Raw genomic sequence first — 25,887 nt, 5'->3', positions numbered from 1 at the left:
CCGGTTTATCCTTCCCCAGCGGCAAGTTTCGCAAATCACGGCCTCCATGCGCCCAAAGCCGTGATGGACTCGCCAGCCAAGCTGTGGTTGCGTTCGGCCAAGCCGGGTTGGAAATCCGGCACAGGGAGGATGTTGCCGGCGTGCAGGGCTTGTTCATCGTCTTCATCGCGATCGCCTATGTGACGCTGCTGTTCGCCATCGCCAGCCTGGGCGACCGCCGCTCGGCCATTTCAGGGCCCGGCCGCGCACGGCCCTTCATCTACGCGCTCAGCCTCGCCATCTACTGCACCTCCTGGACCTTCTTCGGCTCGGTCGGCCTTTCCTCCGAGCGCGGGCTGGAATTCCTCGGCATCTATACCGGCCCGGTGCTGGTGTTCGTGTTCGGCTTTCCCTTGCTCAACCGGATCGTGCGGCTGGCCAAGAGCGAGAAGATCACCTCGATCGCCGACTTCCTCGGCGCCCGCTACGGCAAGAGTTTTACTGTCGCCGCGATCGCCACGCTGATCGCCACCATCGGCGCGGTGCCCTATATCGCGCTCCAGCTGAAGGCGATCTCCGGTTCGGTCAGCCTGATGGTCGAGCACTATACCGGCTCGCCGCCTTCGTTCGATCCGTTCGTCAGCGACATATCGCTGGTCGTAGCGATGCTCCTGGCGCTTTTTGCCGTGCTGTTCGGCACCCGCCACGCCGACGCCACCGAGCATCAGGACGGGCTGGTGCTGGCGGTGGCCGTGGAAACCGTGGTCAAGCTCGCCGCCTTCCTGGCGATCGGCCTGATGGTCACCTTCCTGATCTTCGGCGGCCCGGGCGACATGTTCGACAAGCTTGCCCAGAATGGGCAGGTCCGGCAGGCGATGGGCTACAACACCTCGCTTGCCACATGGCTGGTGCTGACCGGCCTCAGCGGCTGCGCCATCATCATGCTGCCGCGGCAGTTCTACGTCACCATCGTCGAGAACCGGGGCGAAGCCGAATTGCGCACGGCGACCTGGGTGTTTCCGCTCTACCTCGTGGCGATCAACCTGTTCGTGCTGCCGATCGCCTTTGCCGGGCTGTCGCTGGTCGGCACCGGCACCAGCAGCGACCTTTACGTGCTTTCGCTGCCGCTGTTCAGCGGCCATGATCTGCTGGCGATGGCAGCCTTCATCGGCGGCCTTTCGGCGGCGACCGCCATGGTGATCGTCGAAAGCGTGGCGCTGTCGATCATGATCTCCAACGACCTGGTCATTCCGCTGTTCGTGCGCCGCCTGCTCAAGACCTCGACCTCGCAAACCGAAGACTGGTCGACGCTGATCCTCAACGTGCGGCGCGGGGCGATCTTCATCCTTCTGTTCATCGCCTTCCTCTACTACCGAGAGAGCACCAACAGCGCGCGCCTGTCGTCGATCGGCCTGATGTCGTTCGCGGCCATCGCGCAATTCGCGCCGGCGCTGGTCGGCGGGCTGATCTGGCGGGGCGCCAACGGCCGGGGCGCAGCACTCGGCATGGTGGCGGGCATTCTGGTGTGGGGCTACACGCTGCTTCTTCCATCGCTTGTGGCGCCGGATACCGAGATCATCGCGCATGGCCTGTTCGGCTTCGAGGCGCTGCGGCCGCAGGCGCTGTTCGGCACCGTTGCCGAACCGCTCAATCATGGCGTGTTGTGGAGCCTGTCGATCAACGCCGTGTTCTTCGTGCTCGGCTCGCTGTCGCGCGCATCGGTGCCGCTGGAGCGCATCCAGGCATCGATCTTCGTGCCCAGGGACGCCGGCCCGATGCCCAGCCTGCGCCGCTTCCGCACCGCCATCACCGTCAACGACCTCAAGGACACGATCGGGCGCTATCTCGGCGTCGAGCGCACCGAGCGCTCCTTCCAGTCGTTCGAGAAGACCAGCGCCACCACGCTGCACGGCAAGGAGCCGGCGAGCATGGACGTCATCCGCTTCTCCGAACAGTTGCTGGCGAGCGCCGTCGGCTCCTCCTCGGCGCGGCTTATCCTGTCGCTGCTGTTTCGCCGCCACGACCGCGAATCTCGTGACGCCTTTCGCCTGCTCGACGACGCCACCGAGGCGCTGCAGCACAATCGCGACCTGCTGCAGATCGCGCTCGACCAGATGGAACAGGGCATCACCGTGTTCGATCGCGATTTCCGGCTGATCTGCTGGAACCGGCAATACCGGTCGCTGTTCGACCTGCCCGACGAGATGGGTCAGGTCGGCGTCTCGCTCGACCGTATCCTGCGGCACCTGGCCGAGCGCGGCGACATACCCGCCGACCAGCGCGTGGCGATGCTCAACCGGCTGACCAGCTTTGTCAGCCCCTGGCAGATGGAGTTGAAGACCAGCGGCCGCATCCTGGAACTGCGCTCCAATCCAATGCCGGACGGCGGCATCGTCGCCACCTATGCCGACATTTCCGGGCGCGTCGAGCAGGACCTGGCGTTGAAGCGCGCCAATGAATCGCTGGAGCAGCGCGTCAAGACGCGCACCATCGAGCTGACCCGGGTCAATGAGGAATTGACCCGGGTCAACGAGGAACTGGCGCAGGCGCAGATGCTGGCCGAGGAGGCCAACCTCGGCAAGACGCGCTTCCTCGCCGCCGCCGGCCACGACATCCTGCAGCCCCTGAACGCCGCCCGCCTCTACTGCTCGTCGCTGATCGAGAAGGCCGGCAAGGGACCCGCCGGCAAGGCTGCCATCAACATCGAATCTTCGCTGGAATCGGTCGAGACCATTCTAGGCGCCGTGCTCGATATATCCCGCCTCGATGCCGGCGCCATGAAACCCGACGACACGGCCTTCCGCCTCGACGAGTTGCTGCGCCAGATCGGCAATGACTTCCGGCCGCTGGCGGCGGAGAAGAAACTCGGCCTGACGATCATGCCGTCATCGCTTGTCGTCATGACAGACCGCAATCTCTTGCGGCGCCTGATCCAGAACCTGGTCTCCAACGCCATCAAGTACACCCGCCAAGGCCGCATCCTGGTCGGTGTGCGGCGGCGTGGCGAACTCGCGGAAATCCAGGTGATCGACACCGGTATCGGCATCGCCGGCGACAAGCTGAACACCGTCTTCCACGAATTCACCCGGCTCGACGAAGGTGCGCGCGAGGCCGAAGGCCTCGGTCTCGGCCTTTCCATCGTCGACCGGATCGCGCGGGTGCTGCGGCTGGAGATCCGCATCTTCTCCGATCCGGGAAAGGGTACGCGGTTTTCCGTCATCCTGCCGGTGGCGACGGTTCAGGAGCCCCGGCGGGAGATCGAAGCCAAGGCCCCTGCCCGTTCGGCGGCTTCGCTGTCCGGCCTGCATGTTCTGTGCATCGACAACGACGCCCGCATCCTGGACGGCATGCGGCTGTTGCTCGAAGGCTGGGGCTGCGTCGTGGAAACGGAAGCGGGATCACGGGACCCGGTGTCGTCCGGCGGGCGCCGGCCCGATCTCGTGATCGCCGACTACCATCTCGACGGCGGCACCGGGCTCGACGTGATCGGCAAGCTGCGCGCGGCTTACGGGCAGGACCTGCCCTGCGTTCTGGTGACCGCCGACCGTTCGAGCGAGGTGCGTGCCGCGGCAAGTCTCCTTGACGTGCCGGTGATCAACAAGCCGCTGAAACCGGCCATGCTGCGCTCCATGATGGCAAGGGTCAGGCCACTGGCGCCGGCGGCCGAGTGACGAGCGGGCCAAGCCGCTCCCGCTCCTGCTTCGTTAACCCCTGTGCCCCAGGCTTTTGAGATAGGCGCAGAACATGTCGGCAAGCGCGTCGCAATAGGCTTCGATTTCCGCACCTGTCCTCGGGCTTTCCGAAAAATCCGCTCCCACCGAGCTCAGCGTCGTGCGGATCAGGTCGCTGACCCGGAGGCAGACGGAATCGGCAACGTCGGGCAGAGCCTCGCGCATGAACAATTGGACCGTGCGATTGGCCCTGGCCCGTGATTCCCTGGCCTCCGGGGCGTCACGGTATAGGGGAGCCGCGTCGTTCAAAGCCCCACGCACCGCCGCTTCCTCGCATTCCGAACGGATGAAGGCGTGCACCAGGGTGCGTATCCGTTGGAGCGGCGGCTTGCCTATATCCTCGAGGATGCCGCACAGAAGTTCGGTGGTCTGCCGCCACTCATCGCTTTGCAGGCGAAAGAGCAACGCTGCTTTGTTGGGGAAGTACTGGTAGAGCGAGCCGACGCTGACGCCCGCCCTCTCGGCCACCCGCGTGGTGGTGAAACGCTGTGCGCCCTCGCTCGCCAAAACCTGAGCTGCCGCCTGAAGGATAGCCGTGACAAGCTCTGTCGCACGGGCCTGTTTGGGTTGTTTTCTGGTGGAAATTGAAGGACTTGCGCGCTGAGTCATAAAGACGCCCGGGAATGCGAATAGAAAACCTGAAGGATTATTCGTATTTTCCGGAGCAACACAACAGCGCATTCACTTCCGGCCGGAGACGAGCCATGCGCTGTTGATGCGGCTCGGCTGAACGCCCGGCAAACTGACCAGTATGCCGCCCTCCGGCGGCCGTAGGCGTTAACGTCAACCAACGCGCAATCCCTGGCCTTCGGGCCTCTGACGCGCAGGTGACATCATGACTGCAATTCCATCGACAATTCCGCCCTCCGGGCACGGGCTGCCGCGCCCCGCTCTGCTTGGCCTTTTCCTGTTCTTCTGCGCCGGCTTCGCCGACGGCGCGCTGGTGCCCTTCTTTCCGCTCTGGGCGAGCAGCGAGGCCGGCATCCCCATCGGCGCGATCGGGCTGCTGTTCGCCTGCTATGCCGGCGGCGAGCTTGTCGCCGCACCGCTCATCGGCGGCATCGCCGATCGGGTCGGGCGCAGACCGGTGCTGATCCTCTCGTCACTGGGCGTCGGCTGCGGCTTCATCGCACTGTTCTTCGTCCATGGTGTCGTGACCACGGCGATCGTGCTTCTGGCTACCGGCATGTGCGAATCGGTGCTCCATCCGACGATCCTGACCGCGATCGCCGATGTAACCGAACCATCCGCACATCCGCGCTGGTTCAGCATGGCGCGGGTGAGTTCGAGCGTGGGGCAGATCCTCGGACCGACCTGCGGCGCGCTGCTGGCTCTGATGTCGCTCAGCACCGTGTTCCTCGCTGCCGGTGGCGTGCTTGTTCTCGGCGGCGTCGTCATGCTGGCGGCTCTCGCCGAAACGCTCGGCCGTGGCGACGCCGCCAGCGATCCCGACGAGGAGGACGACGGCCTGTCGGCGTTGCTGCCTGCCTTTCGTGACGGCCGCCTGGCAAAGCTGCTTGCCTGGGTCGTGCTGTTCGAGATCTCCGGCAACTGGATCGAAGCCGTCATTCCGCTTTATGCGCAGGATGCCGGCACGCTGACCCCATCCGGCATAGGCGCATTGTTCGCCTATGCCGGCGCTTTGACGGTCGGCCTGCAGATGCTGGTCAGCCGCTTCGCCGAGACGCGCTCCGCGCTCTGGCTGACCGTCGGCGCCGGCCTCTCGACGATCGGCGCTTTCGCGCTGCTCGCGGCGTCACCGGCAATGCTCTCGCTGGTCGCCGCCGTCAGTCTTTGCGCGGTGGCGCAGATGCTGGTCGGGCCATTGGTGCCGACCGCGGTCAACGCGCTGGCGCCTAGGTCGCGTCGCGCCTCCTACATGGCGGCGTCATCGGTGGCGGTCGATCTCAAAGATTCGCTTGGACCTTCGATCGGCACCGCGCTCTATGCTCTGGCCCCCCGCCTGCCCTGGCTCGCCGGCATTCCGCTGGTGGCGATCGCGTCGCTCGGCCTTGGCGCGGCGATCGGGAGGGCTCGTCACCGGCGAGACAACGTCGAGCCGGATGACCAGGCGGCGGCCGACACCTCGATGCCCCAGAACGGGTCGATGCTGGAGAACTATCGCTGATACGGTCGCTGGCCAGGCGCCCGCTCAGCCCACGGGCTGCAGCGGGTCGCCGCCGATCTTGGACAGCTGGATCACCGCCTGGGTCCGGCTGTCGACGCCGAGCTTCTGCAGGATGGCCGAGACGTGCGCCTTGACCGTCGCCTCGGAGACGCCGAGCTCATAGGCGATCTGCTTGTTGAGCAGGCCTTCGGCCAGCATGCCGAGCACGCGGGTCTGCTGCGGCGTCAGCGCCTGCAACCGCTTGATCACGTCCGATATTTCGGGGTCGCGCTCGACGCCGAGATCGACGCCGGCGGGGGCCGCGATATCACCGGCCAGCACCGACAGCACCGCGGCGCGGATATCTTCCATGCTGGCCGATTTGGAGATGAAGCCGGAAGCGCCGAGGTCCAGCGCGCGCCGGATGGTCGAGGCATCGTCATGCGCGGACACCACCACCATCGGTACCGCCGGATGGATGCCGCGCAGCGAGATCAATCCGGAGAGGCCGCTGGCGCCCGGCATCGACAGGTCGAGCAGCACGAGGTCGACATCCTCGTTGGCAACGACCAGAGCCTTTGCGCTCTCGAAGTCCCCGGCCTCGTGGATGGCTGCGACATTGCCGATGCCGGCAAGCGCCTCGCGCAGCGCGCCGCGAAACAGCGGATGATCGTCGGCGATGACGAAAGAATAGCCTGACGGCAAATGTCCCTCCCCGAATCCCCGCTGATTTATAGGCTTTTTCCGGGACCAGTTGGACGATTATGAGGGGCCGCGCGCTGTTTTCAAGCAGCAATGCCAGCGCGCCGCATTTTCCCCGCTATGGTGCTCAGGTCTTCTGCGAATTGAGCTGGGCTCCGTCGCCCTTGTCCTTGTCCATATCCTTCATGATGCCCATGAAACCGCGCACGAAGCGTTCCATGTAGTTCATCGTCTGATTGAAATCCTCCTCGCTCGGCAGCTTCGATTCGAGGCGCGCGGAGAGCGAATTCTCCAGCTTGGTGACGCGCTCGTCCATCGCCTTCATCGAGGTCTGCAGGCGATCGATCTCGTCCTGGTAAGCGGCGCGCTCGTCAGCCGCCATCTTGCAGACAAGCTGGCCGGAGTGCTCCTGGCAGATCGACATCGCGCCGGTTTGTGTATCCATGCGCACATAGCCATTGTCCGACTTCTCAAGCCGGTAGCGGTCGGTTTCTTCCGAATATGCCGAGGCCGCGACGAGCGAGGCGAGCGCGGCGGGGATCAAGATGTGTTGCAGACGCATGTTGTCCTCCATGGCCAAAGCCTGAGATATCGCATGTTTGCGCCGGAAATGGGGAAGAGGGCCGGCATGGCCTTCCCCGCGCCGCTGGTTCGGACTATAGCGCAACCATGTCACAGATTATCTACAAGATAGCGCCGGAAACGCTTTGGCGCGAGGCCGAGGCAAAGGGCAGCTTCACCGGAGCGCCGATCGACATCGCCGACGGCTTCATTCATTTCTCCACCGCCGCCCAGGCCAGGGAGACCGCCGCCAAGCATTTCGCGGGCCAGAGCGGGCTTCTGCTCATCGCCATCGACGGCGCCAGGCTCGGCGATGCGTTGAAATACGAGGTTTCTCGGGGCGGTGCGCTGTTTCCGCACCTTTATGGCGTCCTCGAGCTGAAAAACGTGCTGTGGGTCAAGCCCCTGCCGCTCGGTGCCGACGGCGCGCACCAGTTCCCCGTGCTGGAGGCTGAATGAGCGTTCTCGACCGGATCGGCCAAAAGCTGCTGTTCACATTCGATCCGGAAACCGCGCATGGCCTCTCGATCGCGGCGCTGCGCTGTGGCCTGCCCGCCGGCATGCGCACGATGCGCGACGCCAGGCTTGGCGTGCGTCTGTGTGGTCTCGATTTTCCCAATCCGCTGGGTATGGCGGCCGGCTACGATAAAAACGCGGAAGTGCCCGACGCGCTGCTTGGGCTGGGCTTCGGCTTCGCCGAGGTCGGCACCGTCACGCCGCTGCCGCAGAGCGGCAATCCCAAACCGCGCATTTTCCGGCTGACGGCGGACGAAGCGGTCATCAACCGGCTGGGCTTCAACAATGAAGGCCATGCCGCCGCTGAAAAGAGGCTCGCCATCCGCAAGGGACGTGCCGGCATCGTCGGCGTCAACATCGGCGCCAACAAGGACAGTGCCGACCGCATCGGCGACTACGAACTCGGTGTCGCCCGCTTCGCATCCTATGCCAGCTATCTCACTGTCAACATTTCCTCGCCCAACACACCGGGCCTGCGCAACATGCAGGCGCGCGAGCAGCTCGGCGAATTGCTGTCGCGGGTGATGGCCGCGCGCGCCGCGGCATCGGCGAGACCTCCCGTGTTTCTGAAGATCGCGCCGGACCTGGTCGAGGCGGAACTGGAAGACATCGCCGCCGAAGTCGCCGAAAAGCAGGTCGACGGCGTCATCGTCTCCAACACCACGATTTCACGCCCGGCACTGCGCAGCGGCGCGTCAGGTGAAACCGGCGGGCTTTCGGGAAAGCCATTGTTCGAACGCTCGACAATCGTGCTGGCCCGGATGCGCAAGCTGCTCGGCCCGGACATGGCCATCATCGGCGTCGGCGGAGTCGATAGCGCCGATGCGGCGCTGGAGAAAATCCGCGCGGGCGCCGATCTCGTCCAGCTCTACACCGGCATGATCTATGCCGGCCCGGCGCTGCCGGGCCGCATCGTTGCCGGCATGGCGCGCTTTGCCGAAACAGAGAAGCTGGCATCGATACGCGCGTTGCGTGACACGCGTCTTGGCCAGTGGGCGTCGAAGCCCCTCAGCTGAACGCGGTTCGCACCCTGCGGCGCAATACCGCCAACAGGCTCAATCCCCGCACCAGCAGGAAGACGTGCAGCGACGCCCACAGGCCATTGTTGCCGAAGGCCGGCGCCAGCGTGATGAGCGCGGCGCTGAAGACCAGAAACGACAACAGCATCATGTTGCGCATGTCGCGCGACCAGGTCGCGCCGATGAAGACGCCGTCCATCTGGAAGGCCAGCACGCCGCTCAGTGCGGTGAAGGCGGCCCAGGGCAGATAGGTGTCGGCGACCGCGCGGACATCCGCTGACGTTGTCACCAATCCCACCAGACCGGCGCCGGCGGTGAGCAGGATGAGCGTGGCGGCACCGGCAAGGCCAAAACCCCAGACCAGGGTCAGGCGCACGGCGCGCCGGAAAGGCGTTTCGGCATGTGCGCCGATGGCCCGGCCGGCGAGCTGCTCCGCGGCCGTGGCGAAGCCATCGAGGAAATAGCCCGCGATCAGGAAGAAATTCATCAGCACCGCATTGGCGGCGAGCGTCACCGTGCCGAATTGGGCGCCCTGGCGAGTGAACAGCGCGAAAGCGGCAAGCAGCGAGAAGGAGCGGATCATGATGTCGCGGTTGAGTGACAGCATGCGCCGGTAGGCCGGCAAGTCGAGGATGCGACGGCGCGACGGCCGCTCCAGCCTGCTGAAGCGTCGAAGGATGATGGCCAGCCCGAGCAGCATGGCCAGGAATTCGCCGGTGACGGTTGCCCAAGCGACGCCGGCAACGCCCCAGCCGAGTTCGAGGCCGAGCAGGAAGCAAAGCGCGATGTTGATGCCGTTGAGCACCGCCTGCAGCATCAGGCCCAGCCCGCCTTCGCCGCGCCCCAGCACATAGCCAAGTATGGCGTAGTTGATCAGCGAGAAGGGCGCGGCCAGCAGCCGGATGCGGATATAGACCGACATCGCCGCACTGACGCGCGGTTCGGCGCCCATGAACCATTGGCCGGCCACTGCGAAGAGCGGCGCGAGGCCGGCAAGAACCACGCCCGCCACCACCGCGATCAGCACGGCGCGCCACAGCACCGCCTGCTCCTCGAGCGCGTCACCACGACCGAAAGCCTGGGCGACGAGGCCAGTGGTGCCGGAGCGCAGGAAATTGAAGGTGGTGAAGACGACGTCGAAGACCAGCGCGCCAGCCGCCAGGCCTCCCAACAGCGCGGCATCGCCGAACTGTCCGACAACGGCGGTGTCGACGATGCCGAGCAGCGGCGTCGTCAGATAGGCCAGCGTCATCGGCACCGCTATGGCGAGCACCGAACGGTTGGTGACGACAAAGGATCTGGCTTCGGCTGGGGTTGCGCCCTTGTCCAAGGGATTGCTGCCTTGCTGATTGCTGCTTGATCGATGCGCCGATGTGCCCCATTTTCCAGCCACCGCGCAATCACCATGCCATCACGGCCAACCGAAATCCCCAGTCTGGCGCGAGCCCACCCCATTCCGCTCATGTCCCTGCAGATCGTCCATCATCGCGACTATGACGCCGGCTTCGCCGCCAATCATCGCTTCCCGATGAGCAAGTATCCGCTGTTGATGGAAGCTCTGCGCGCCCGTGGGCTGGCGGGGCCGGAGGCGCTCAACGTTGCTGAACCGGCACCGCCCTCATGGCTGAAACTTGCCCATGCGGCGGACTATGTCGATCAGGTCATCAACTGCGCCGTGCCCGAAAAGATCGAGAAGGAGATCGGCTTTCCGGTCGGTCCGCGGGTCTCGCTGCGCGCCCGGCTCGCGACAGGCGGCACAGTGCTGGCGGCCCGGCTTGCGCTGCGCCACGGCATTGCCTGCAACACCGCCGGCGGCAGTCACCATGCGCGGCGCGCGCAAGGCGCCGGCTTCTGCACGTTCAACGATGTCGCCGTCGCTTCACTGACCCTGCTTGCCGAAGGCGCGGCGCAAAACATCCTGGTCGTCGATCTCGACGTGCATCAGGGCGACGGCACTGCCGACATCCTCGCAGGCGATCCACGCGTCTTCACCTTTTCCATGCATGGCGACCGCAACTACCCCGTGCGCAAGATCGCCTCGGATCTCGACGTCGCCCTCCCGGACGGCACCGCGGACGACGCCTATGTCGAACGGCTCGCCGCCATCCTGCCGGAGCTGTCGGCCCGGGCGGATTGGGACATCGTTTTCTACAATGCCGGCGTTGACGTTCACGCCGAGGACAGGCTTGGCAGGCTGGCGCTTTCCGACAACGGCCTGCGCTGCCGCGATGAAATGGTCATCGGCCATTTTCGCAAGCTTGGCATTCCGGTCTGCGGCGTCATCGGCGGCGGCTATTCCACCGACGTGCCGGCGCTTGCGGCGCGCCACGCCATCCTCTTCGAGGCCGCATCGGCTTACGCCTGAAATCGCGCCCGGAAGCCGGTTGCCATTTTTCGCGATCGTGACCCTACTTCCGGTAGTTGGCGATCCTGAGCAGGATGAAGGCCGGCACGACGATCGCGGCCCCGAGCAGGATGTAGCCGAGGAAGCGGTCAATGGCGTGGAAACCCAGGTTCCAGAGGTCCATGAAGAACTTCTGAATGCCGTAGAACACGTCCATCGGCGACCAGCCGAAGGCATTCATGACAAGGCCGACGAGGAACGACACCACCAGCAGCTTCAGGATAACCCTGAGCGGCGAGTCGCCGAGAAAGCGCGTCAATGCGGACAAGGCCGTCTCCCGATTGAGATGTCCAGACTCGCGGACACGGTTCAGAGATACGTGCTTGGCGGCCATCCATCAAGCCGGCCGTGATGGCCCGCAACTCCGAAGCATCTGACCCAGCGGGGAACCCGGCGCAATGGCATGGCCGGCCATCTGCTGGCGGAGCGTTTGATCGAACAGATGGATGCACAGGGTGCGCGGTGTGCCTATGTGCGAAAGCGAAAGCTCCGGATCGAGCAACATCGCCACCTGTTGATAGTGAATCGGATAGAAGACATCGATCGGCGCGGCATGATGGGTGGTGCCAGCCTGGCGAGCGAAAAAGGTGAGCGCCTCCGGACCCAGCTTGCCCCAACCGTAGTTGGAAATGTGGATCGGCAAGCCGATGAACCTGCGGACCTTGTAGCGCGCCAGCTTCGAGCGGCGGAGCCAAGGCGCGATGTAATAGGGGTCTTCGGCGAACTTCAGCATCTCGAGCAGAGTCTGGCTGCCAGCCGGCAATTTCAGCACCGCGCCATTGAGCTGATCACTTGCCTGGTAGCCGAAGATATAGTCCCGCCTGGGTATGGGTCTGAGGCAGAAAACATCGCAATCGACATACAGGCCCAACCCGGCTTCCAGGATTTTCAAGCGGTAGAGATTTGAAAACAGCGACGGGCTGCCATTCGACTTGTAGTAGACGATCTGGTCGCGCGACATCAGTCTCGATGCGTCAAACGTTTCGACACCGGCCGGGACATTGCTCGGGACGTCATAGCAATGAAGGCGCATCCGATGGCCTGCCATCACAAAGGAACGAAGGCAGGCGGCATGGAGATCGCCCAACGATGCGCCGATCCAAACGGCATTGACGACAGGCTCGATGGCACTGTCGGGCGATGACCGAGGGCTTTCGGCATCCCTCCCGCTCACCGGCGCTCCATGCTCCTAACCTCGGCGCAGAAATCCCCGATAATCCTGGGGGGAGACCTCAACTCGCGCATCGCGGCTCTATAGCCCGTCGCCCGCTCCTCAAGCGCCTTGATTGGCTGGCTGACATCCCTGAGAAGGTCGAAAGCGCGTGCTGCGTATGGAAGGAAAAAATGCCCCACGGCTGCATTCAGCGAGGTGGCAGGAACGCCTACAGGTACGCATCCGGCATAGGCGCATTCGACATACTTCATGAGCTCGACATTGTAACGCGTGCCGCAAAGGAAAAAGTGGGTGAAGCGTGCCGCGAAGTCGACGAAGCGCGCATGAGTGATGTCATGGCGCGGCGGTTTTCCTTCTTCGGGATAGCCCGGATGTTTCAGCTCGAAGATGAGCGGCCGCAGCCACGGAAACCGCGAACGCTTGCGTCGCAAGGCGTGACGCAGCGGATACAGGGTTTTCGAATTGCTGCCCGACAGGAGGACCTTGCGCCGCCGGACGGCCAGCGGAATCTCCACCTCACGCGAGGAATCGTAGGGATAGGGTAAGTGGACGACACGTGAGGCCTTGAGTGTCCTCACGAATGTCAGGAACGGGCCTTCGGGATCATAGGTCGTCGCGTAGTGGACGCCGGGATGGTCGGCGCACTCGAAAATGAACCGGACACAGGGATTGGCGGCCTGCGGCATGTCCGGGTCACTGATCCGGAAGAAGAGCGGCGGGCGACTGCTGGCGGCAACCACCAGATGCCTTTTGAGCATCTCTACATCACCAGGTTCGAGACGATTGTCGACCACCGCGCAGTCGCAATCGCCTTCATCTATCCGGCTGATCGGCCGCGCTTGCCACGACAATGGCCTGGCGAAGGCCGGACCCACGCCGGGGTAGATCGCTTTCTCATACGGATGCGTGTCCGAATGGAAATAGATGATCCGCAAAGCAAGGGCCTCATTGCCTTGACCGGTCCGCCCCGGCACCGTCGAGAGTCCAAACCGCTTTCTCGTTGCAGGCCAGGGCTGAGCCTACGGCTTTTTAGGTCAACGGAGAACGACCGGGCAATCGGCGCGGGCTCACATCTCGAACAAGTTATCGTCATCCCCGCTGGAGCCGACTCTTAACATTGCGTAAACGCAGCCCCGATAATTTATTGAAAATAAAGCAAAAAATCGTAACTTTCGAATTTTGCGCAATGTGCGTGCAATTTTCGCCTGCGACACAGGCTGCGTCTTTCAGGTGACTGGCCATGCGGACGCCCCTGGCCCCCACCGCACCGGCGAAAGCCGGTTCCAGAACCGCGCAACCGTCCCTGGAAGACACCAACCGGAGCCCGGCCGCCCCAACGGCCGGTTTCCCAGGGAATTAACCTGCGTACCGATTTGCCGGATGCGCGTTCGTGTTGGAGTAATGCTCGTGTCCTCTCAAGCAAAGATTGTCCTTTTGGCGAGCGCGCTCGCCTTTAGCCTCATCGGACCGGCGATGGCCGCCGACCTCGCCCCCGCCTACAACGACCCGCCCGCCTTCCAGTGGAGCGGCGCCTATGTCGGCGTCCACGGCGGCACGGCCTTTACCGGGATGCCAAATCCATTTGCCGGCCGCAACGGCCTGTCAGGCGGCGTCCAGGCCGGTTATAACCAGCAGATGGGCCCGGCTGTGCTGGGCGCCGAGATCGAAGGCTCCTATCTGGGCGGCGCCGAGCACGATGTGCTGGGCGGCAAGATCAAGGAAAAATGGCGGGGTGCGGCCAAGGCCAAGGCCGGTATCAGCTTCGACCAGACCTTGCTGTTTGGGACCGGCGGCGTCGCCCTGACCAAATTCGCCAAGGGCGACAATGTCACCAGCACCGACGGATGGAAGGCCGGTTATCTGGTCGGCGCCGGCATCGAACAGGGTTTTGCCGGCGGCCTCTCGGCCAAGGTCGAATATGACTATATCCGCACCCCTGGTGTGGAAACGACATCGGCCCTTGGCAAGTCCAAGGAGACGATCGGAAGCCATGAGCTGAAAGCCGGCATCAACTACCGGTTCTAGAGCATGATCCCGAAAAGTGGGAACCGGTTTTCTTGGACAAACGTCTCCGTTTGTCCGGAGATCATGCTCCAACAAGAAGTTGGATCAGGGTGGCGATTCGACGAAACGTCATCCTGATCTAGACACGGCGAATGGCTGACCTCGATCGCGCGATGTCGCAACAGCATCGCGCGATCTTGCCGTTTCCATGCCGGTTGCCGGCATCTTTCCTGAAGAAAGCCTTCCCGGGCCTGGTCGCAATGTCGATGTAATCTTCGCCATCTAGGTCCCGCACGTGAATATTGATCACGGGAATCACCTATGTTCATGAAGAAAGCCGGCCTTCTGACCGGCAGTATGGTCCTCATCGCGGCCGCGGCCGTTCTGGCGGGCTGTGCGTCCGACATCATGAAGAACTATATTGGGCAGCCGGTTGAATCGGTGGTTCTGGATTACGGTCCGCCAACGGCGATCGTCGATCTCGGCCAGGGCGAACGCGCCTATCAATGGCGCAAGGTGTCCACCAACGCCGTTGCTGGAACCTCCAGCGGCGAGGTCCGCCACACAAAAAACGGAACCGTCTATGAAGAGACCGAGACCCCGGGCTATGTCGAACGGCAGGAGTGTTTCTATACATTCTATGCCCGCATTTCCGGCGGCCGCTGGTACATCACGAATTTCCGCAAGCCGAAGCTCGAATGCGAATGAATTGCCGCGGCCGGAAGCCACTTCCCGCCGCCCCTGAAAGAGAGCGCCGATGCGCGTCCTGCTGATCGAAGACGAACCGGAAATGGCCTCGGTGCTGAAGGCCGCGCTGGAGCGCCTGGACATCATTGTCGACCATGCGGCGACACTGGCCGACGCCGAGGCGGTGGCCCGCCTGGGCCATCACGACGCGGTTGTGCTGGACCGCCGGCTGCCGGACGGCGACGGCCTCAGCCTGATCCCGCGCCTGCGTGCCCTGCATCTCGATGTGCCCGTCATCGCGCTTACCGCCATGAGCGGGCTGGACGACCGGGTCGCTGGGCTCGATGCCGGCGCCGACGACTACATGGTCAAGCCCTTCGCCACCGTTGAACTGGTGGCCCGGCTGCATGCCCTGCACCGGCGCTCCTTCACCTCACGCGCCAACCAGACGATGGTCGGCCGTCTCACCTATGATTTCCGTTATCGCGAGGCCCTGATCGAAGATCAGGCGCTGGACCTGCCGCGGCGCGAACGCCTGGTGCTTGAAACCCTCATCCGCCGCCCTGGCCGGACCATCATGCGCAGCACGTTAGAAGAGGCCGTCTACGCGCTGGACGACGAGATAGGTTCCAATGCGCTCGATGCGCACATCTCGCGATTGCGCCGCAAGCTCGACGATGTCGCCGCCGGCATCGAGATCCGGGCGATCCGCAACCTTGGCTACCTGCTGCGAGCCGCCTCGTGACGAAGAAGGTGCGCACCCGCTCGCTGCAATGGGTGCTGGTGCGGCGGCTGATCCTGCTGCAGGCGGCAACGCTGTTCATCTTCATCGTGCTGTGCGCGGCGGCGCTGTGGATCGCCAACCCAAGGCTGCTGATCGACAATGAGGCGGCGGCCGCGACGATCAAGGATGCCGTCGACCGCGACAAGGACGGCAGGCTGATCGTCCGTGAGACGCAGGAGCTTGCCGAATTCCGCGAGAGCTTCCCCAATGTCTGGTACATCGTGCGGGACAGCGGCGGCCAGAGCGTCCGGTCAGGCACCATACCGGATGTCTACACCAGGAGCTTCGGCGACCTGCTCGGCGAGGCGGACCATGCCACCATCGGCTTCTCCGACAAGGACATGCGGCCGGAGGCCTATATCGAAAAGGCCTCCACCAAGGCCGGCACGGTACAGATCATCGCGGCGACACAGTCGTCGCGCCAGGAAACGGACGGGCTCGAGATCAACATTTCGGCCACCGTCGAGGTCGCGCGGAATCCGGACGGCAGCAAGAACTGGGAGCGCGCCTTGCCGGCGCTCGCCCTGGTCATCGCGATCCTGCTCCTGCCCATCATCCTGGTCATGGGCGCAACCACGCTGGTGACGACACCAGCCGTCGTGCGCCGCTCGCTTGCCGGCCTTGTCGACACCGTGCGCCAGGCGGCTCGCATCGACATCGGCACCCGCGCCATGCAATTGCCGGTCAAGCAGGTGCCGCAGGAGATCGCGCCGCTGGTCAATGCCTTCAACGAGGCGCTGGCCCGCCTCGCGCAAGGCTACGACCGGCACAACCGCTTCCTGACCGATGCCGCGCACGAACTGCGCACGCCGATCGCCATCCTGCGCACGCGCGCCGAGCTCCTGAAGCCGGAGCCGCAGAGCGCGCGCCTGTTGCACGACATCGAGCGCCTGTCGCACCTTGCGCAGCAATTGCTCGACCGTCAGCTTCTCGACCGTCCGGCAGACCAGCGCCAGAGCATCGATCTCGACGATCTCGTCAGCCGGGTCGCAGCGGACTTCGCGCCGCTCGCCATCGAGGCCGGCTACGATCTTGCCTTCGAGCCGTCGCGCCAGAAGGCACATGTCGAGGTCAACGTGCTGCAGATCGAGAGGGCCTTGGCAAACCTCGTGCGCAACGCGATCGAGCACGGCGGCGGCAGCGGCACGATCACCATCGCGATCGACGCGACCGGCGGCATCGAGGTGCGCGACGAAGGCCCGGGCATTCCCGCGGAAGAACATGAGAACGTCTTTCAGCCCTTCTATCGCCTGCAGCCGCTGTCGCGCGGGGCGGGACTGGGGCTCAATCTTGCCCGGCAGATCGCGCTCCTGCATGACGGCACGATCCGGATCCTGGCCGGCTCATGGCGCGGCGCCCGCATCCGCATGGAACTGCCGATCCGTTCATAGCCGTGCCGGGCCGCCCAACGGCCGCCGGCTTATCTGTTTTCTAACCAATTGCCGCTATTGCCATTGCCTGAGCGGGAGCCAGGCTGTTGATGGAACCGGAAAAAATCGGCGCGCGCCGCGCGGTCATGCTGTCTGTCGTCGTGCCGTGCTACAATGAGCGCGACGGAGTGGCCGAGCTTCATCGCCGCGTCAGCGCCGCATGCCTGGAACAAGGTTCTTCCTACGAGATCGTGCTGGTGATCGACGGGGCGACCGACGGCACCCGCGAGGCCATTTTCGATCTGGCCGAAAAGGACGATCACGTCGTCGCCGTGGACCTCGCCCGCAACTATGGCCACCAGATAGCCTTGACCGCAGGGCTGGAATTCTGCCGTGGCCAGCGCATCCTCATTCTCGATGCCGATCTCCAGGACCCGCCCGAACTGCTTGGCCCGATGATGGCGAAGATGAATGAAGGCTTCGACGTGGTCTACGGGCAGCGGGTGACGCGCGATGGCGAAAGCTGGTTCAAGCTCACTTCCGCCTCGATGTTCTACCGGCTGCTGAGGCGCATGGTCGATGTCGAGATCGCGCCGAACACCGGAGACTTCCGGCTGATGAGCCGCCGGGCGCTCGACCATCTCAACGCCATGCCCGAACGCTACCGTTTCATCCGCGGCATGGTGAGCTGGATCGGACTGAAACAGGTTGCCTTCCCCTACGAGCGGCACCGGCGTTTTGCCGGCACCACCCATTACCCGCTGAAGAAGATGGTCCTCCTGGCGGTGGACGCCATGACCAGCTTCTCCATCATGCCGCTGCGCTTTGCCTCGCTGCTGGGGATGATGTTCGGCCTGCTCGGGCTGGTGGTGCTTGGCTATACGCTGTTCGAATGGTCCGTCGGCAATGTGCTGCCCGGCTGGACCAGCCTTGCCGCGATCATGCTGATCCTGGGCAGCGTCCAGCTCCTGGTGCTCGGCATTTTCGGCGAGTATCTCGGCCGCATGTATATGGAGACGAAGCGGCGACCGCTCTATTTCGTCAACGAGATCGTATCCCGAAGCCAGGTTGCCGCCGAGGACCAGGAGTTGCCTGTCCACCGCCTCCAGGAGATGGTGAAGCGGGCGGCGCGCGGTTGAGGCAAGGTCCGGCCGTGCGCAGCGCAAATGCCATGAACAGTGTCCGATCGCTTCTTCCGTCCGACTTTTCGCGGATGCTGCGGTTTGGCGCCGTCGGGCTGCTCAACACGGCGCTGGGCTATTCGATCATCCTGGCCGGCCTGCGGCTTGGCCTTGGCGACATCGGCGCCAACATGACAGGCTATGCCTGCGGCCTCGCCCTCGGCTTCTTCCTCAACCGTCAATGGACCTTCGGCCGCGCCGGCGGCTTTCGTCCCGGCACGGCCATGCGCTATGCGATCACCTTCGCGGTTGCCTATGCCGCGAACCTGGCGGTGGTGATGACGGCCATGTCGGCGGGCCTGATCGAAAATCCGTTCGTTCACCTGGCAGGAAACTGCGTCTACTCGGTCCTCTTCTATCTCGGCTCGGCCCATTTCGTCTTCGTCGGCGCGGAAAAGTCATCGGAGACGGCATGAACAACGCGGACGCAATCGCTCCAGCCTTCTCGCCGCTCGCCGACACACAACGCGTCAGACTGATATTCTGCCTGATCGGCGCCTGTGTGATGGCGACGGTGCTGACCGCTTTTGCCGGCGCCACCCTGCAGGACCCCGACACTTGGTGGCACGTGAAGGTCGGGCTGGATGTCCTGGCAAACGGGACGTTCCCGACCGCCGACACCTATTCCTATACTTTCGCCGGCCAGCCCTGGATCGCCAAGGAATGGCTGGGACAGGTTCTGCTGGCCCTTGCCTTCAGCGCCGGCGGCTGGAACGGCGTCGCCGCACTGATCATCGGCACGATCTGCCTCGCGGTCTTCCTGCTGGGATGGTTCCTCAGCGCAGAGCTGAAACCGATACTGGCGGTCGCCCTGGCATTCGCGGCCGCCTTCCTGATCAGCCCGATCTATACGACCCGCCCGCATATCTTCACTCTGCCGATCATCGTGGTGTGGACGGCAATGCTGTTTCGCGCCGCGCAGGACGAGAAAGCCCCGTCGCTCTGGCTGCTCGCGCTGGTGGTGCTGTGGGCGAACCTGCACGCCACCTTCACGCTCAGCTTCATCATCGCTGCCTTCGCCGGCCTCGATCTCCTGGCGCGTGTCGGCCTGTCCAAGCCCGCGCTTCTGGCGAAGTGGGTGGTATTCGGCCTGCTGTGCCCGCTGGTCAGTCTCCTTAACCCCTATGGCGTGAAGGCCATCCTGGCCACGCTGACCGTCGCCTATGGCAACGAGGCGGTGCCGCTGATCCTGGAATGGCGGCCGTTCAATGCCCAGGAAGAGCTTCTCCAGGAGGCCGTGATGCTGCTCGCGCTCTTCGGATTGCTGACCTCAAGGCTGAGGATCGGCTGGGCCAAGGCGCTGTTCGTCATCTTCACCTTGCATGTCTACCTGTCGCATCTGCGATTCATCTACCTGTTCTTCCTGTTGGTTCCGCTGGTGGTCGCGGTCGAAGTCGGCCGGCAATACCCGGCCCTTTCGGCGAGCGCCTGGCTGGCGGAAAGGCGCGACGGGCTTGAAAGATTTCTTGCCGGCCGGTTCTACACGCTCTGCGGTGCGGTGGCTGTGCTGGTCATCGGCGCGGTCTCCATCCTGGGCAGCACTTACCAGGTCGCGCCGAGCCCCAAGACTTCGGCCAACGGCGCCCTTGCCTTCGCACGCGACCATCACCTGTCCGGCAACGTCATGAATTCCTACAATTTCGGCGGCACGCTGATCTTCCATGGCATCAAGACCTATATCGACGGCAGGACGGACCAGCTGTTCCTGAACGGTTTCACGAAAGCCGACGAGGCGACTGGGCACAGCGACGGCAAACCGTTGCTGGAAGCCCAGTTGAAGAAATACGCCATCGGCTGGGCGCTGCTCACGGCCGACGACACCCGCATTCCCTTTTTTACGGAGCTGGGCTGGAAGCGGGCCTATGCGGACGACTATGCCGTGATCTACCTGCCCGGCGCCTGAGCCGGCCGGGCTTCCCGACCCGACGTCACCAGCGTTCAAAGACCTGGCATCCGCCTTGACACGGATATTGCAGTGCAGCAAAACTATGCTGCAAGGCACAGTCCGCAGGACCCGTGCCACGATCTTGTCGCAGGACGAAGGACCGCCGTATGACGAGCATGCCAGGCTCAGCCACACGACGACCGAAGGCCGCGGCGCACGGACCGGCCAAATGAACTACAGGCGCGACATAGACGGGCTGCGCGCCGTTGCGGTGCTGCCCGTCGTGCTCTTCCATTTCGGCGTATCGGCCATTCCCGGCGGCTTCACCGGTGTCGATATCTTCTTCGTCATATCGGGCTATCTGATCAGCGGCAGCCTGCTCGACGATCTCGAGCGCGGCCAGTTCATCGCCCGTTTCTACTGGCGCCGCGCGCGGCGCATCCTGCCGGCGCTGACTTTCGTCATCGTACTGTCGTGCATCGCGGCCTGGTTCATCCTGCTGCCGTCGGACCTGCACGAATTCAGCCTCAGCGTGATCGCGGCCTCGACCTTCTGGTCGAACATCTACTTCTGGAAGACCACGAACTATTTCTCGATCGATGCCGAACTGCGCCCGCTGCTGCACACATGGTCGCTTTCGGTCGAGGAGCAGTATTACATCTTCGCCCCGATCCTGGTGTACCTGATCTACCGCTATGCCTCGAAGCGCTGGCTGACGATCTTGCTGCCGATCGCAATAGCCAGCTTCGCGCTGGCGATCATGGCAACGTCGCTGGCGCCGACCGCCGGCTTCTACCTCCTGCCGACACGCATCTGGGAGTTGGCGCTGGGCGCCATGCTGATGCTGAAGAAGCCGCCGGCGCCGGCCAGCCGGCTGGCGGCCGAACTGATCGGCGTCGCCGGCTTTGGCCTGATTGCGTTCGGCTTGCTGACGATCTCGGAGAGCGATCCGTTCCCGGGCTACAATGCCCTCTTCCCCTGCGTCGGAACGGCGCTGCTCATCTATGCGGGACAGGAGCACAAGGACCGGCCGGCGCCGATGGCCACGCAGGTGCTTCGGCTGGCCCCGCTGGTCTGGATCGGTCTCATCTCCTACTCGCTCTATCTCGTTCACTGGCCGATCAATTCGTTCGTCCACTATCTCTCGTTGCAAGCCGTCTCGGTTCCGACGATCGCCGCCATGACTGTGGCGAGCTTCGCCCTGGCGGCCTTCTCGTGGAAATACGTCGAGCAGCCTTTCCGCCAGAAGCACGCCTTCACCGCGCCGCTGCCCATTTTTGCCTTTTCGGCGACGGCGATCGTCCTGCTGTGCGCCGGGGGGCTGGCCGGCACGCTGGGCAACGGCTTTCCGCAGAGGTTCCCCGATTTCTCGCGGGAGCGGATCCTGGTGGGAGACTGGCGCAACGGCGTCTGCTTCAACGAGGGCGAAACCTCGATCGAAAGATGGAACCTCGCCGATTGCACCCGCACGCACGGCTTTCCCACGAATGTGCTGCTGTGGGGCGATTCCTTCGCCGCCCATTATGTGTCGGGGCTGGAGGCCAATGCGCAGAAAATCCAGGCCAACATCGTCCAGTACACCTATGCCGGCTGCCCGCCCAACCTTTCCTATTTCTCCTATGCCCGGCCGGCCTGCACGCGCTTCAACGAGCGGGCACTGCAGATCATCCGCGATGCCAACATCCAGGCGGTGATCCTCAGCGGCCGGTGGACCGACTATCAGGCCAGGGGCTTTGACGGGCTGCAGAAGACGATAGACCGGCTGCGCGACATGGGAGTCAAGGTCTATGTCATCGGCCAATCGCCCGAATTCATCGCCGACGTCCAGAAGATCGCCTTCTTCGCCAGGCAGGAGCATGTCGCCAACACATCCTGGCCGATGGCCATGGACCCCGACATCAACAAACATGTGCTGCCGTTCACCAGGGGCGCGACCTTCATCGATCCGCTGGCCTATCTGTGCGACACCGCCGGCTGTTCCTATGCCGATGCCGGCACCAGGCAATTCCTCTATTTCGACTATGGTCATTTCTCTTCCGCTGGCGCGACGCTCGCCATCTCGAAATACTGGCCAAGCTTTGCCACCGGCGGCGACGTCGCCAAGGTCGGGGAACAAGCGCCGACCGTCACACGGTGAACCGTCATGACCCGCAATACGCGGCCGGTTTTGCGATTGCCCGGAGCCGTGCCGTCATGATAACGAGGCTGCAGCGCGGGTATGATGTAATGGTAGCCTGTCAGCTTCCCAAGCTGAACGCGCGGGTTCGATTCCCGCTACCCGCTCCAGCACGCCGGCCGAGGGTTTGAGCCTGAGCCGCCCGCCATCGCGATGGTTGGTTTTACAGGTGGTTTTACAGCCTATGTTCTCGATCCGGCCTCGTTGAGCCTGCGGATCTTCTCTTTGATCGCGGCTCGGCGGCCGACGTAACGACGAATGATTCGCGCATCGGCAAGGCGCGTCTTTCCGAGATCGCCTCTTCGACCGCGATCAGGATGACGATATGGTGCTCGAAGCGGCGGTCAACGGACAGGCCGATGCGATCGTGACGTTCAACATCCGTCACTTCGACCAGGCGGGAATCCGTTTTGGAATAGAGCTCTTGTCGCCTGGAGAAGCATGGAAAAGACCGGAGAAAGACAAATGAGGAAGAGCAATTTCGCGCTGCGGCTTCAGCAGTCGCTTCTCGATGAAGCGCGCAAGGTAGCGGAAGACGAGGGTGTGGCGCTCAATCAATTCATCAACGTGGCCGTTGCCGAGAAACTGTCGGCGCTCAGGGTGGAGAGCTATTTCCAGGAACGCGCGTCGCGCGCGGACCTTCCCAAGGCGTTCGACATCCTCAAGCGTGCCGGTAAGGGCAAGCCACCGGTCAAAGGCGACGAGCTCGCAAAATAGAATGAGGCAGTGACTCTGGCGCTCGTTGGTATGGCAGCGTAGCTGGCCGGTCGTGCCATTCTACCTCAGGTAGGTGAAGAACAGAGGTGGGCGCGAGAATAGCGCGCCCAGGGATTTTACATAACTATTGATTTCATTAGGGAATTCCCGACTGACTATAGCCCCGTACAGCCAAACGATTGAAACACTTGGATCACGTCCGGCTTTCCCAAGCTGAACGCGCGGGTTCGATTCCCGCAACCCGCTCCAGCGCCCTGAATTTCGGCGGCTGGGTCGCGATCACGCCGTTGTGACGGGAATTTGATCACCAGGCCATCGGGATACGCCGCTGTTCGTCCGCGGGCCGCAAAGTGCCGGCAGAACCGGTATCAAGCCTGAATTTCGCCTCCAAATCGTGGCGGGAGAGGCGCTTGGCGGCCGAATAGCTGCCCGACAGCCAGGCCGGTCGAAGCGCTGCTCACCAGCCGGCACGCGCCCTGCGCAGCTTCAGCCGGGACCGATGGAACATTGTCACATACCTGTAATGTGGCGCGCCTAGCTGGGTTTCGTCACACATCTCAGCTTGAGGGAAAACTATGTTTCCACACAGAATAATCGCGTCGCTTGGCATTTGCCTGGCCACAGCGACACCCGTCTTCGCGGCCGATCTTGTCGAGGCGCCACCCCCGGCGCCCCCGACCTGGACAATAGCCATCGAGGGCAGCCCCGAATTCTACGCGATCAACAATGGCAGCAACACCGCCCGTTCGCTTGCCGACACCTACTTCAAATTCAGCGTCTCGCACAGTTTCGACAACAACTTCGTCGGCGGCGTGTCGCTCCAGCCCACTCTCAAGACCGGCGGGAAATCCCAGTATTATGGGGAAGCGACCCTCGGCTACAAGATCAAGCTCACCGACAGCTTCACCCTCACCCCGAGCCTGGGGCTGGGCTACACATGGCATGACACGGGCATCATCAAGGACGGCAATGCCAATGCGGAAGTCCCCTACTATGCCCTTTACCTGGCAGGCGACTGGAAGCTGAACCAGCAGTGGACATGGAACGTCTTCAACCTGCGTTACCGCAATGCCTTCAACACCACCTGGGAAACGCCGAAGGTGGCGACCGGCGTGACCTACAACATAGATTCGTACAATGCGGTCTATACCAGCGTCGGTTATTCCTGGAAGAAGATCGACACCAGCTCGTCTCCTTATAACGACCTGGCCGGCGACAAGATCAACATCGCCATCGGCTACAAGCACTCGTTCTGATCGCCGAGGCGGGCGCGCCGAGGTTCGGCGCGCCCGCCTCACCCACCAGGCCCTCTAACGGCCCGCGTGAAGATCGCATACCGGCTCGCGCACCCTGTCCAGACAAGCAGATGGGCACCCGGCCTAGGCCTGGCCAATTCGCATCTGCTTCTTGAACAGGAACCGGGCAAAGTTGTCGATGTTACGCGGCGCCACCGTTTCAGGCAGATGTGCCAGCAGGTCCTTCGACCTGGCATCGTCTTGAAACCGCTCCACCCATTCTTCCGTGTGGCTGTCGCGTTGCTGCCTCAGATTCGTCTCGAACTCGCCTTCCGGCATGTCGACTGACAGGTGCCGGGCCAGCGATGCGACGTAAGGAGCGGGGTCGTCCAGAAGGTCCTCGTAGAACAAATGGTCGTAGGGCAGGCCGGTTATGCGCAGGTACGCCTCCCAGAAGGCATAGCTCTGCCCGATCAGGAAATAGGCCTGGCAAATGCCGGCGAAATCATAGCGCGGAACCGTTTCGGCAGCGTCCATGGTGGTGCTCGTCCACCGGCCCGAGGCCTTGGCCCGGCAATAGGAAATCGCCTGGCGAAGACGGTCCCGCCGCTCCAGCAGGACCAATCCCAGCGCATGGCGCCTGATGCATTCGGCGAGGAAATCGGCGCCGTACTTCGCCTGCGACCAATGGAGATGGCGAGGAAACAGCTTGACGGCGAACCGGCCATTCGCGGTGCCGCCACGATCGATCGTCGCGGAAAGAAGCTCATCGAGGGATTTGGGCTTGAACCCCAGATTGCCGGTATCGAGCCATTCCGCGGACTGCCCCATTATTCCGGTGCTGTTGGCAAGGCTGCCAAGCCACTCGGAACCGCTGCGGGCTTCGGTCAGTATCGCTACACCCTTCATGCGTCCCGGTTGCCCCTGATAAGCGGACGCGCGATCCCGATTGCAACGTAAGGTTCTTCTCTATCGCCCTTCGGCATGGTGCAGCTCCGCCTCAACAGCGTTTCAACGAACCGGCACTCATGGTTCCGTCGATTCGATCTGGCCAGAAGCCGTCACAGTTCGGTGATCGGTGTCGATCTTGAGACACCGATTGCAAAAGAGCCAATTCCAGACCCGCGAACCCAGCGCAAGGAACCGGCCACCTTGCGGTGGCCGGCCTTTGCAGAGCAGTGGTTACAGCCAAATCCAGACCCGCTCGCGCCAGCAGCGGACATGACGGCGGCCATGCCGCCAGTAGCTGCGGCAAACACGTCTCCAGCCGCGCCGCCGTCCACGACGCCAGTGGCCGTGGTGACGGCCATGATGTCCGCGGCGATGGGAGACCTGCTCCACTTCGACCCCGTCATCGCCTTCGAAGACAGCCTGATCCGGCTTGTCCAGCTCATCGAGAATTCCGTTGCCTTGGGGAATACCGGCAACCGCGCGGCCCGGGCCGACTACGCCCGCAAACGCGACAGCCCCCGCAACGCCAAGCAGTCCAGTAAGAAACAACCGACGTTCCATCAAAACCTCCCGAGTTGTTGACCACCGGCTTCTCGTTCCCTCGCCCGAAAAGGGCTCCAGCGAGCATGCCGATCGGAGGAAACGCGCGAGTGCCGTTCTCGTTCCATCACCCGTTTCTTCGCAGGAACGCAGGAAGAAGTCGT

24 protein-coding genes, 1 tRNA gene and 1 pseudogene are annotated in these 25,887 nt (G+C 63.4%); 18 read left to right on the top strand and 8 right to left on the bottom strand.

Annotated elements, in window-relative coordinates:
• Positions 1-140: 140 nt before the first annotated feature.
• The gene (locus FFS37_RS03465) at positions 141-3,650 is read left to right on the top strand and encodes a PAS domain-containing hybrid sensor histidine kinase/response regulator (RefSeq protein WP_137929523.1); all 3,510 of its coding nucleotides are present in this window, start codon (positions 141-143) and stop codon (positions 3,648-3,650) included.
• A 33-nt stretch (positions 3,651-3,683) separates the two neighbouring features.
• Here FFS37_RS03465 and FFS37_RS03460 read toward each other — a convergent pair whose 3' ends face one another.
• Positions 3,684-4,319 (bottom strand): TetR family transcriptional regulator, encoded by a 636-nt coding sequence (locus FFS37_RS03460; protein ID WP_137929717.1) that lies wholly within the window; start codon positions 4,317-4,319, stop codon positions 3,684-3,686.
• A gap of 226 nt (positions 4,320-4,545) precedes the next feature.
• Between FFS37_RS03460 and FFS37_RS03455 the strand changes: the two genes are divergently transcribed.
• A complete protein-coding gene (locus FFS37_RS03455) occupies positions 4,546-5,838 on the top strand; it encodes an MDR family MFS transporter (protein WP_137929522.1) in 1,293 nt (430 codons plus the stop codon).
• A 24-nt stretch (positions 5,839-5,862) separates the two neighbouring features.
• On the opposite strand, the gene FFS37_RS03450 is transcribed toward FFS37_RS03455, so the two are convergent.
• On the bottom strand, positions 5,863-6,522 hold the full coding sequence (locus FFS37_RS03450) for a response regulator transcription factor (protein WP_137929521.1): 660 nt from the start codon (positions 6,520-6,522) through the stop codon (positions 5,863-5,865).
• 124 nt (positions 6,523-6,646) lie between these two features.
• Positions 6,647-7,081, bottom strand: a complete 435-nt coding sequence (locus tag FFS37_RS03445) for a hypothetical protein (RefSeq protein WP_137929520.1) — start codon at positions 7,079-7,081, stop codon at positions 6,647-6,649.
• A 107-nt stretch (positions 7,082-7,188) separates the two neighbouring features.
• On the opposite strand from FFS37_RS03445, the gene FFS37_RS03440 reads away from it, so the two are divergent.
• Positions 7,189-7,539 (top strand): DUF952 domain-containing protein, encoded by a 351-nt coding sequence (locus tag FFS37_RS03440; RefSeq protein WP_137929519.1) that lies wholly within the window; start codon positions 7,189-7,191, stop codon positions 7,537-7,539.
• Entirely contained in the window at positions 7,536-8,612 is a 1,077-nt protein-coding gene (locus tag FFS37_RS03435; protein ID WP_137929518.1) for a quinone-dependent dihydroorotate dehydrogenase, read from the top strand. Before FFS37_RS03440 ends, FFS37_RS03435 begins: the two co-directional genes overlap by 4 nt.
• Here the strand turns inward: FFS37_RS03435 and FFS37_RS03430 are convergent.
• Complete coding sequence (locus FFS37_RS03430) at positions 8,605-9,945, bottom strand: MATE family efflux transporter (protein ID WP_171026149.1); 1,341 nt, start codon at positions 9,943-9,945, stop codon at positions 8,605-8,607. The genes FFS37_RS03435 and FFS37_RS03430 overlap by 8 nt on opposite strands.
• Before the next feature lie 132 nt (positions 9,946-10,077).
• Between FFS37_RS03430 and FFS37_RS03425 the strand changes: the two genes are divergently transcribed.
• Positions 10,078-10,980: a histone deacetylase family protein gene (locus FFS37_RS03425; RefSeq protein ID WP_137929517.1), complete on the top strand. Its 903-nt coding sequence runs from the start codon at positions 10,078-10,080 to the stop codon at positions 10,978-10,980.
• A 43-nt stretch (positions 10,981-11,023) separates the two neighbouring features.
• Here FFS37_RS03425 and FFS37_RS03420 read toward each other — a convergent pair whose 3' ends face one another.
• From FFS37_RS03420 to FFS37_RS03410, 3 genes are all read right to left on the bottom strand, one after another.
• Positions 11,024-11,287, bottom strand: coding sequence for a DUF6460 domain-containing protein (locus tag FFS37_RS03420; RefSeq protein WP_137929516.1), 264 nt, complete (start codon positions 11,285-11,287; stop codon positions 11,024-11,026).
• A 69-nt stretch (positions 11,288-11,356) separates the two neighbouring features.
• Positions 11,357-12,106, bottom strand: coding sequence for a galactosyltransferase Lgt5 (locus tag FFS37_RS03415; RefSeq protein ID WP_137929515.1), 750 nt, complete (start codon positions 12,104-12,106; stop codon positions 11,357-11,359).
• 83 nt (positions 12,107-12,189) lie between these two features.
• A complete protein-coding gene (locus FFS37_RS03410) occupies positions 12,190-13,128 on the bottom strand; it encodes a hypothetical protein (RefSeq protein WP_137929514.1) in 939 nt (312 codons plus the stop codon).
• Between the two features lie 472 nt (positions 13,129-13,600).
• On the opposite strand from FFS37_RS03410, the gene FFS37_RS03405 reads away from it, so the two are divergent.
• The 12 genes and pseudogenes from FFS37_RS03405 (at position 13,601) to FFS37_RS03350 (ending at position 24,253) form a co-directional block, all read left to right on the top strand.
• On the top strand, positions 13,601-14,218 hold the full coding sequence (locus FFS37_RS03405; protein ID WP_137929513.1) for an outer membrane protein: 618 nt from the start codon (positions 13,601-13,603) through the stop codon (positions 14,216-14,218).
• Positions 14,219-14,524: 306 nt separating this feature from the next.
• Entirely contained in the window at positions 14,525-14,905 is a 381-nt protein-coding gene (locus FFS37_RS03400) for a hypothetical protein (protein ID WP_137929512.1), read from the top strand.
• Positions 14,906-14,954: 49 nt separating this feature from the next.
• Complete coding sequence (locus FFS37_RS03395) at positions 14,955-15,629, top strand: response regulator transcription factor (RefSeq protein WP_137929511.1); 675 nt, start codon at positions 14,955-14,957, stop codon at positions 15,627-15,629.
• Positions 15,626-17,059 carry a sensor histidine kinase gene (locus FFS37_RS03390; RefSeq protein ID WP_137929510.1) on the top strand — a complete coding sequence of 478 codons (1,434 nt, stop codon included), beginning with the start codon at positions 15,626-15,628 and terminating at the stop codon, positions 17,057-17,059. The genes FFS37_RS03395 and FFS37_RS03390 overlap by 4 nt, the downstream gene beginning before the upstream one ends.
• Before the next feature lie 89 nt (positions 17,060-17,148).
• Positions 17,149-18,177, top strand: coding sequence for a glycosyltransferase family 2 protein (locus FFS37_RS03385; protein ID WP_137929509.1), 1,029 nt, complete (start codon positions 17,149-17,151; stop codon positions 18,175-18,177).
• Positions 18,178-18,209: 32 nt separating this feature from the next.
• Positions 18,210-18,635 (top strand): GtrA family protein, encoded by a 426-nt coding sequence (locus tag FFS37_RS03380; protein WP_137929508.1) that lies wholly within the window; start codon positions 18,210-18,212, stop codon positions 18,633-18,635.
• Complete coding sequence (locus FFS37_RS03375; protein WP_137929507.1) at positions 18,632-20,122, top strand: hypothetical protein; 1,491 nt, start codon at positions 18,632-18,634, stop codon at positions 20,120-20,122. Before FFS37_RS03380 ends, FFS37_RS03375 begins: the two co-directional genes overlap by 4 nt.
• Positions 20,123-20,333: 211 nt before the next feature.
• Positions 20,334-22,241 (top strand): acyltransferase family protein, encoded by a 1,908-nt coding sequence (locus FFS37_RS03370; protein ID WP_137929506.1) that lies wholly within the window; start codon positions 20,334-20,336, stop codon positions 22,239-22,241.
• Positions 22,242-22,316: 75 nt separating this feature from the next.
• Positions 22,317-22,390 (top strand) — tRNA-Gly (locus FFS37_RS03365).
• 209 nt (positions 22,391-22,599) lie between these two features.
• Positions 22,600-22,749 (top strand): annotated as a pseudogene (locus FFS37_RS03360) (hypothetical protein); the annotation flags it as partial.
• Positions 22,722-22,997: a toxin-antitoxin system HicB family antitoxin gene (locus tag FFS37_RS03355; RefSeq protein WP_232375554.1), complete on the top strand. Its 276-nt coding sequence runs from the start codon at positions 22,722-22,724 to the stop codon at positions 22,995-22,997. The pseudogene FFS37_RS03360 and the gene FFS37_RS03355, both read left to right, overlap by 28 nt.
• 575 nt (positions 22,998-23,572) lie before the next feature.
• Positions 23,573-24,253, top strand: a complete 681-nt coding sequence (locus tag FFS37_RS03350; protein ID WP_137929503.1) for a hypothetical protein — start codon at positions 23,573-23,575, stop codon at positions 24,251-24,253.
• A gap of 123 nt (positions 24,254-24,376) precedes the next feature.
• Here FFS37_RS03350 and FFS37_RS03345 read toward each other — a convergent pair whose 3' ends face one another.
• A complete protein-coding gene (locus tag FFS37_RS03345; RefSeq protein WP_137929502.1) occupies positions 24,377-25,141 on the bottom strand; it encodes a Stf0 family sulfotransferase in 765 nt (254 codons plus the stop codon).
• Positions 25,142-25,216: 75 nt separating this feature from the next.
• On the opposite strand from FFS37_RS03345, the gene FFS37_RS35670 reads away from it, so the two are divergent.
• Entirely contained in the window at positions 25,217-25,765 is a 549-nt protein-coding gene (locus FFS37_RS35670; protein ID WP_171026148.1) for a hypothetical protein, read from the top strand.
• The last annotated feature ends 122 nt before the right edge of the window (positions 25,766-25,887 follow it).

Source organism: Mesorhizobium comanense (assembly GCF_005503535.1).
GTDB classification, from domain to species: domain Bacteria; phylum Pseudomonadota; class Alphaproteobacteria; order Rhizobiales; family Rhizobiaceae; genus Mesorhizobium; species Mesorhizobium comanense.
This window is presented reverse-complemented; position numbering and strand designations above follow the sequence as displayed.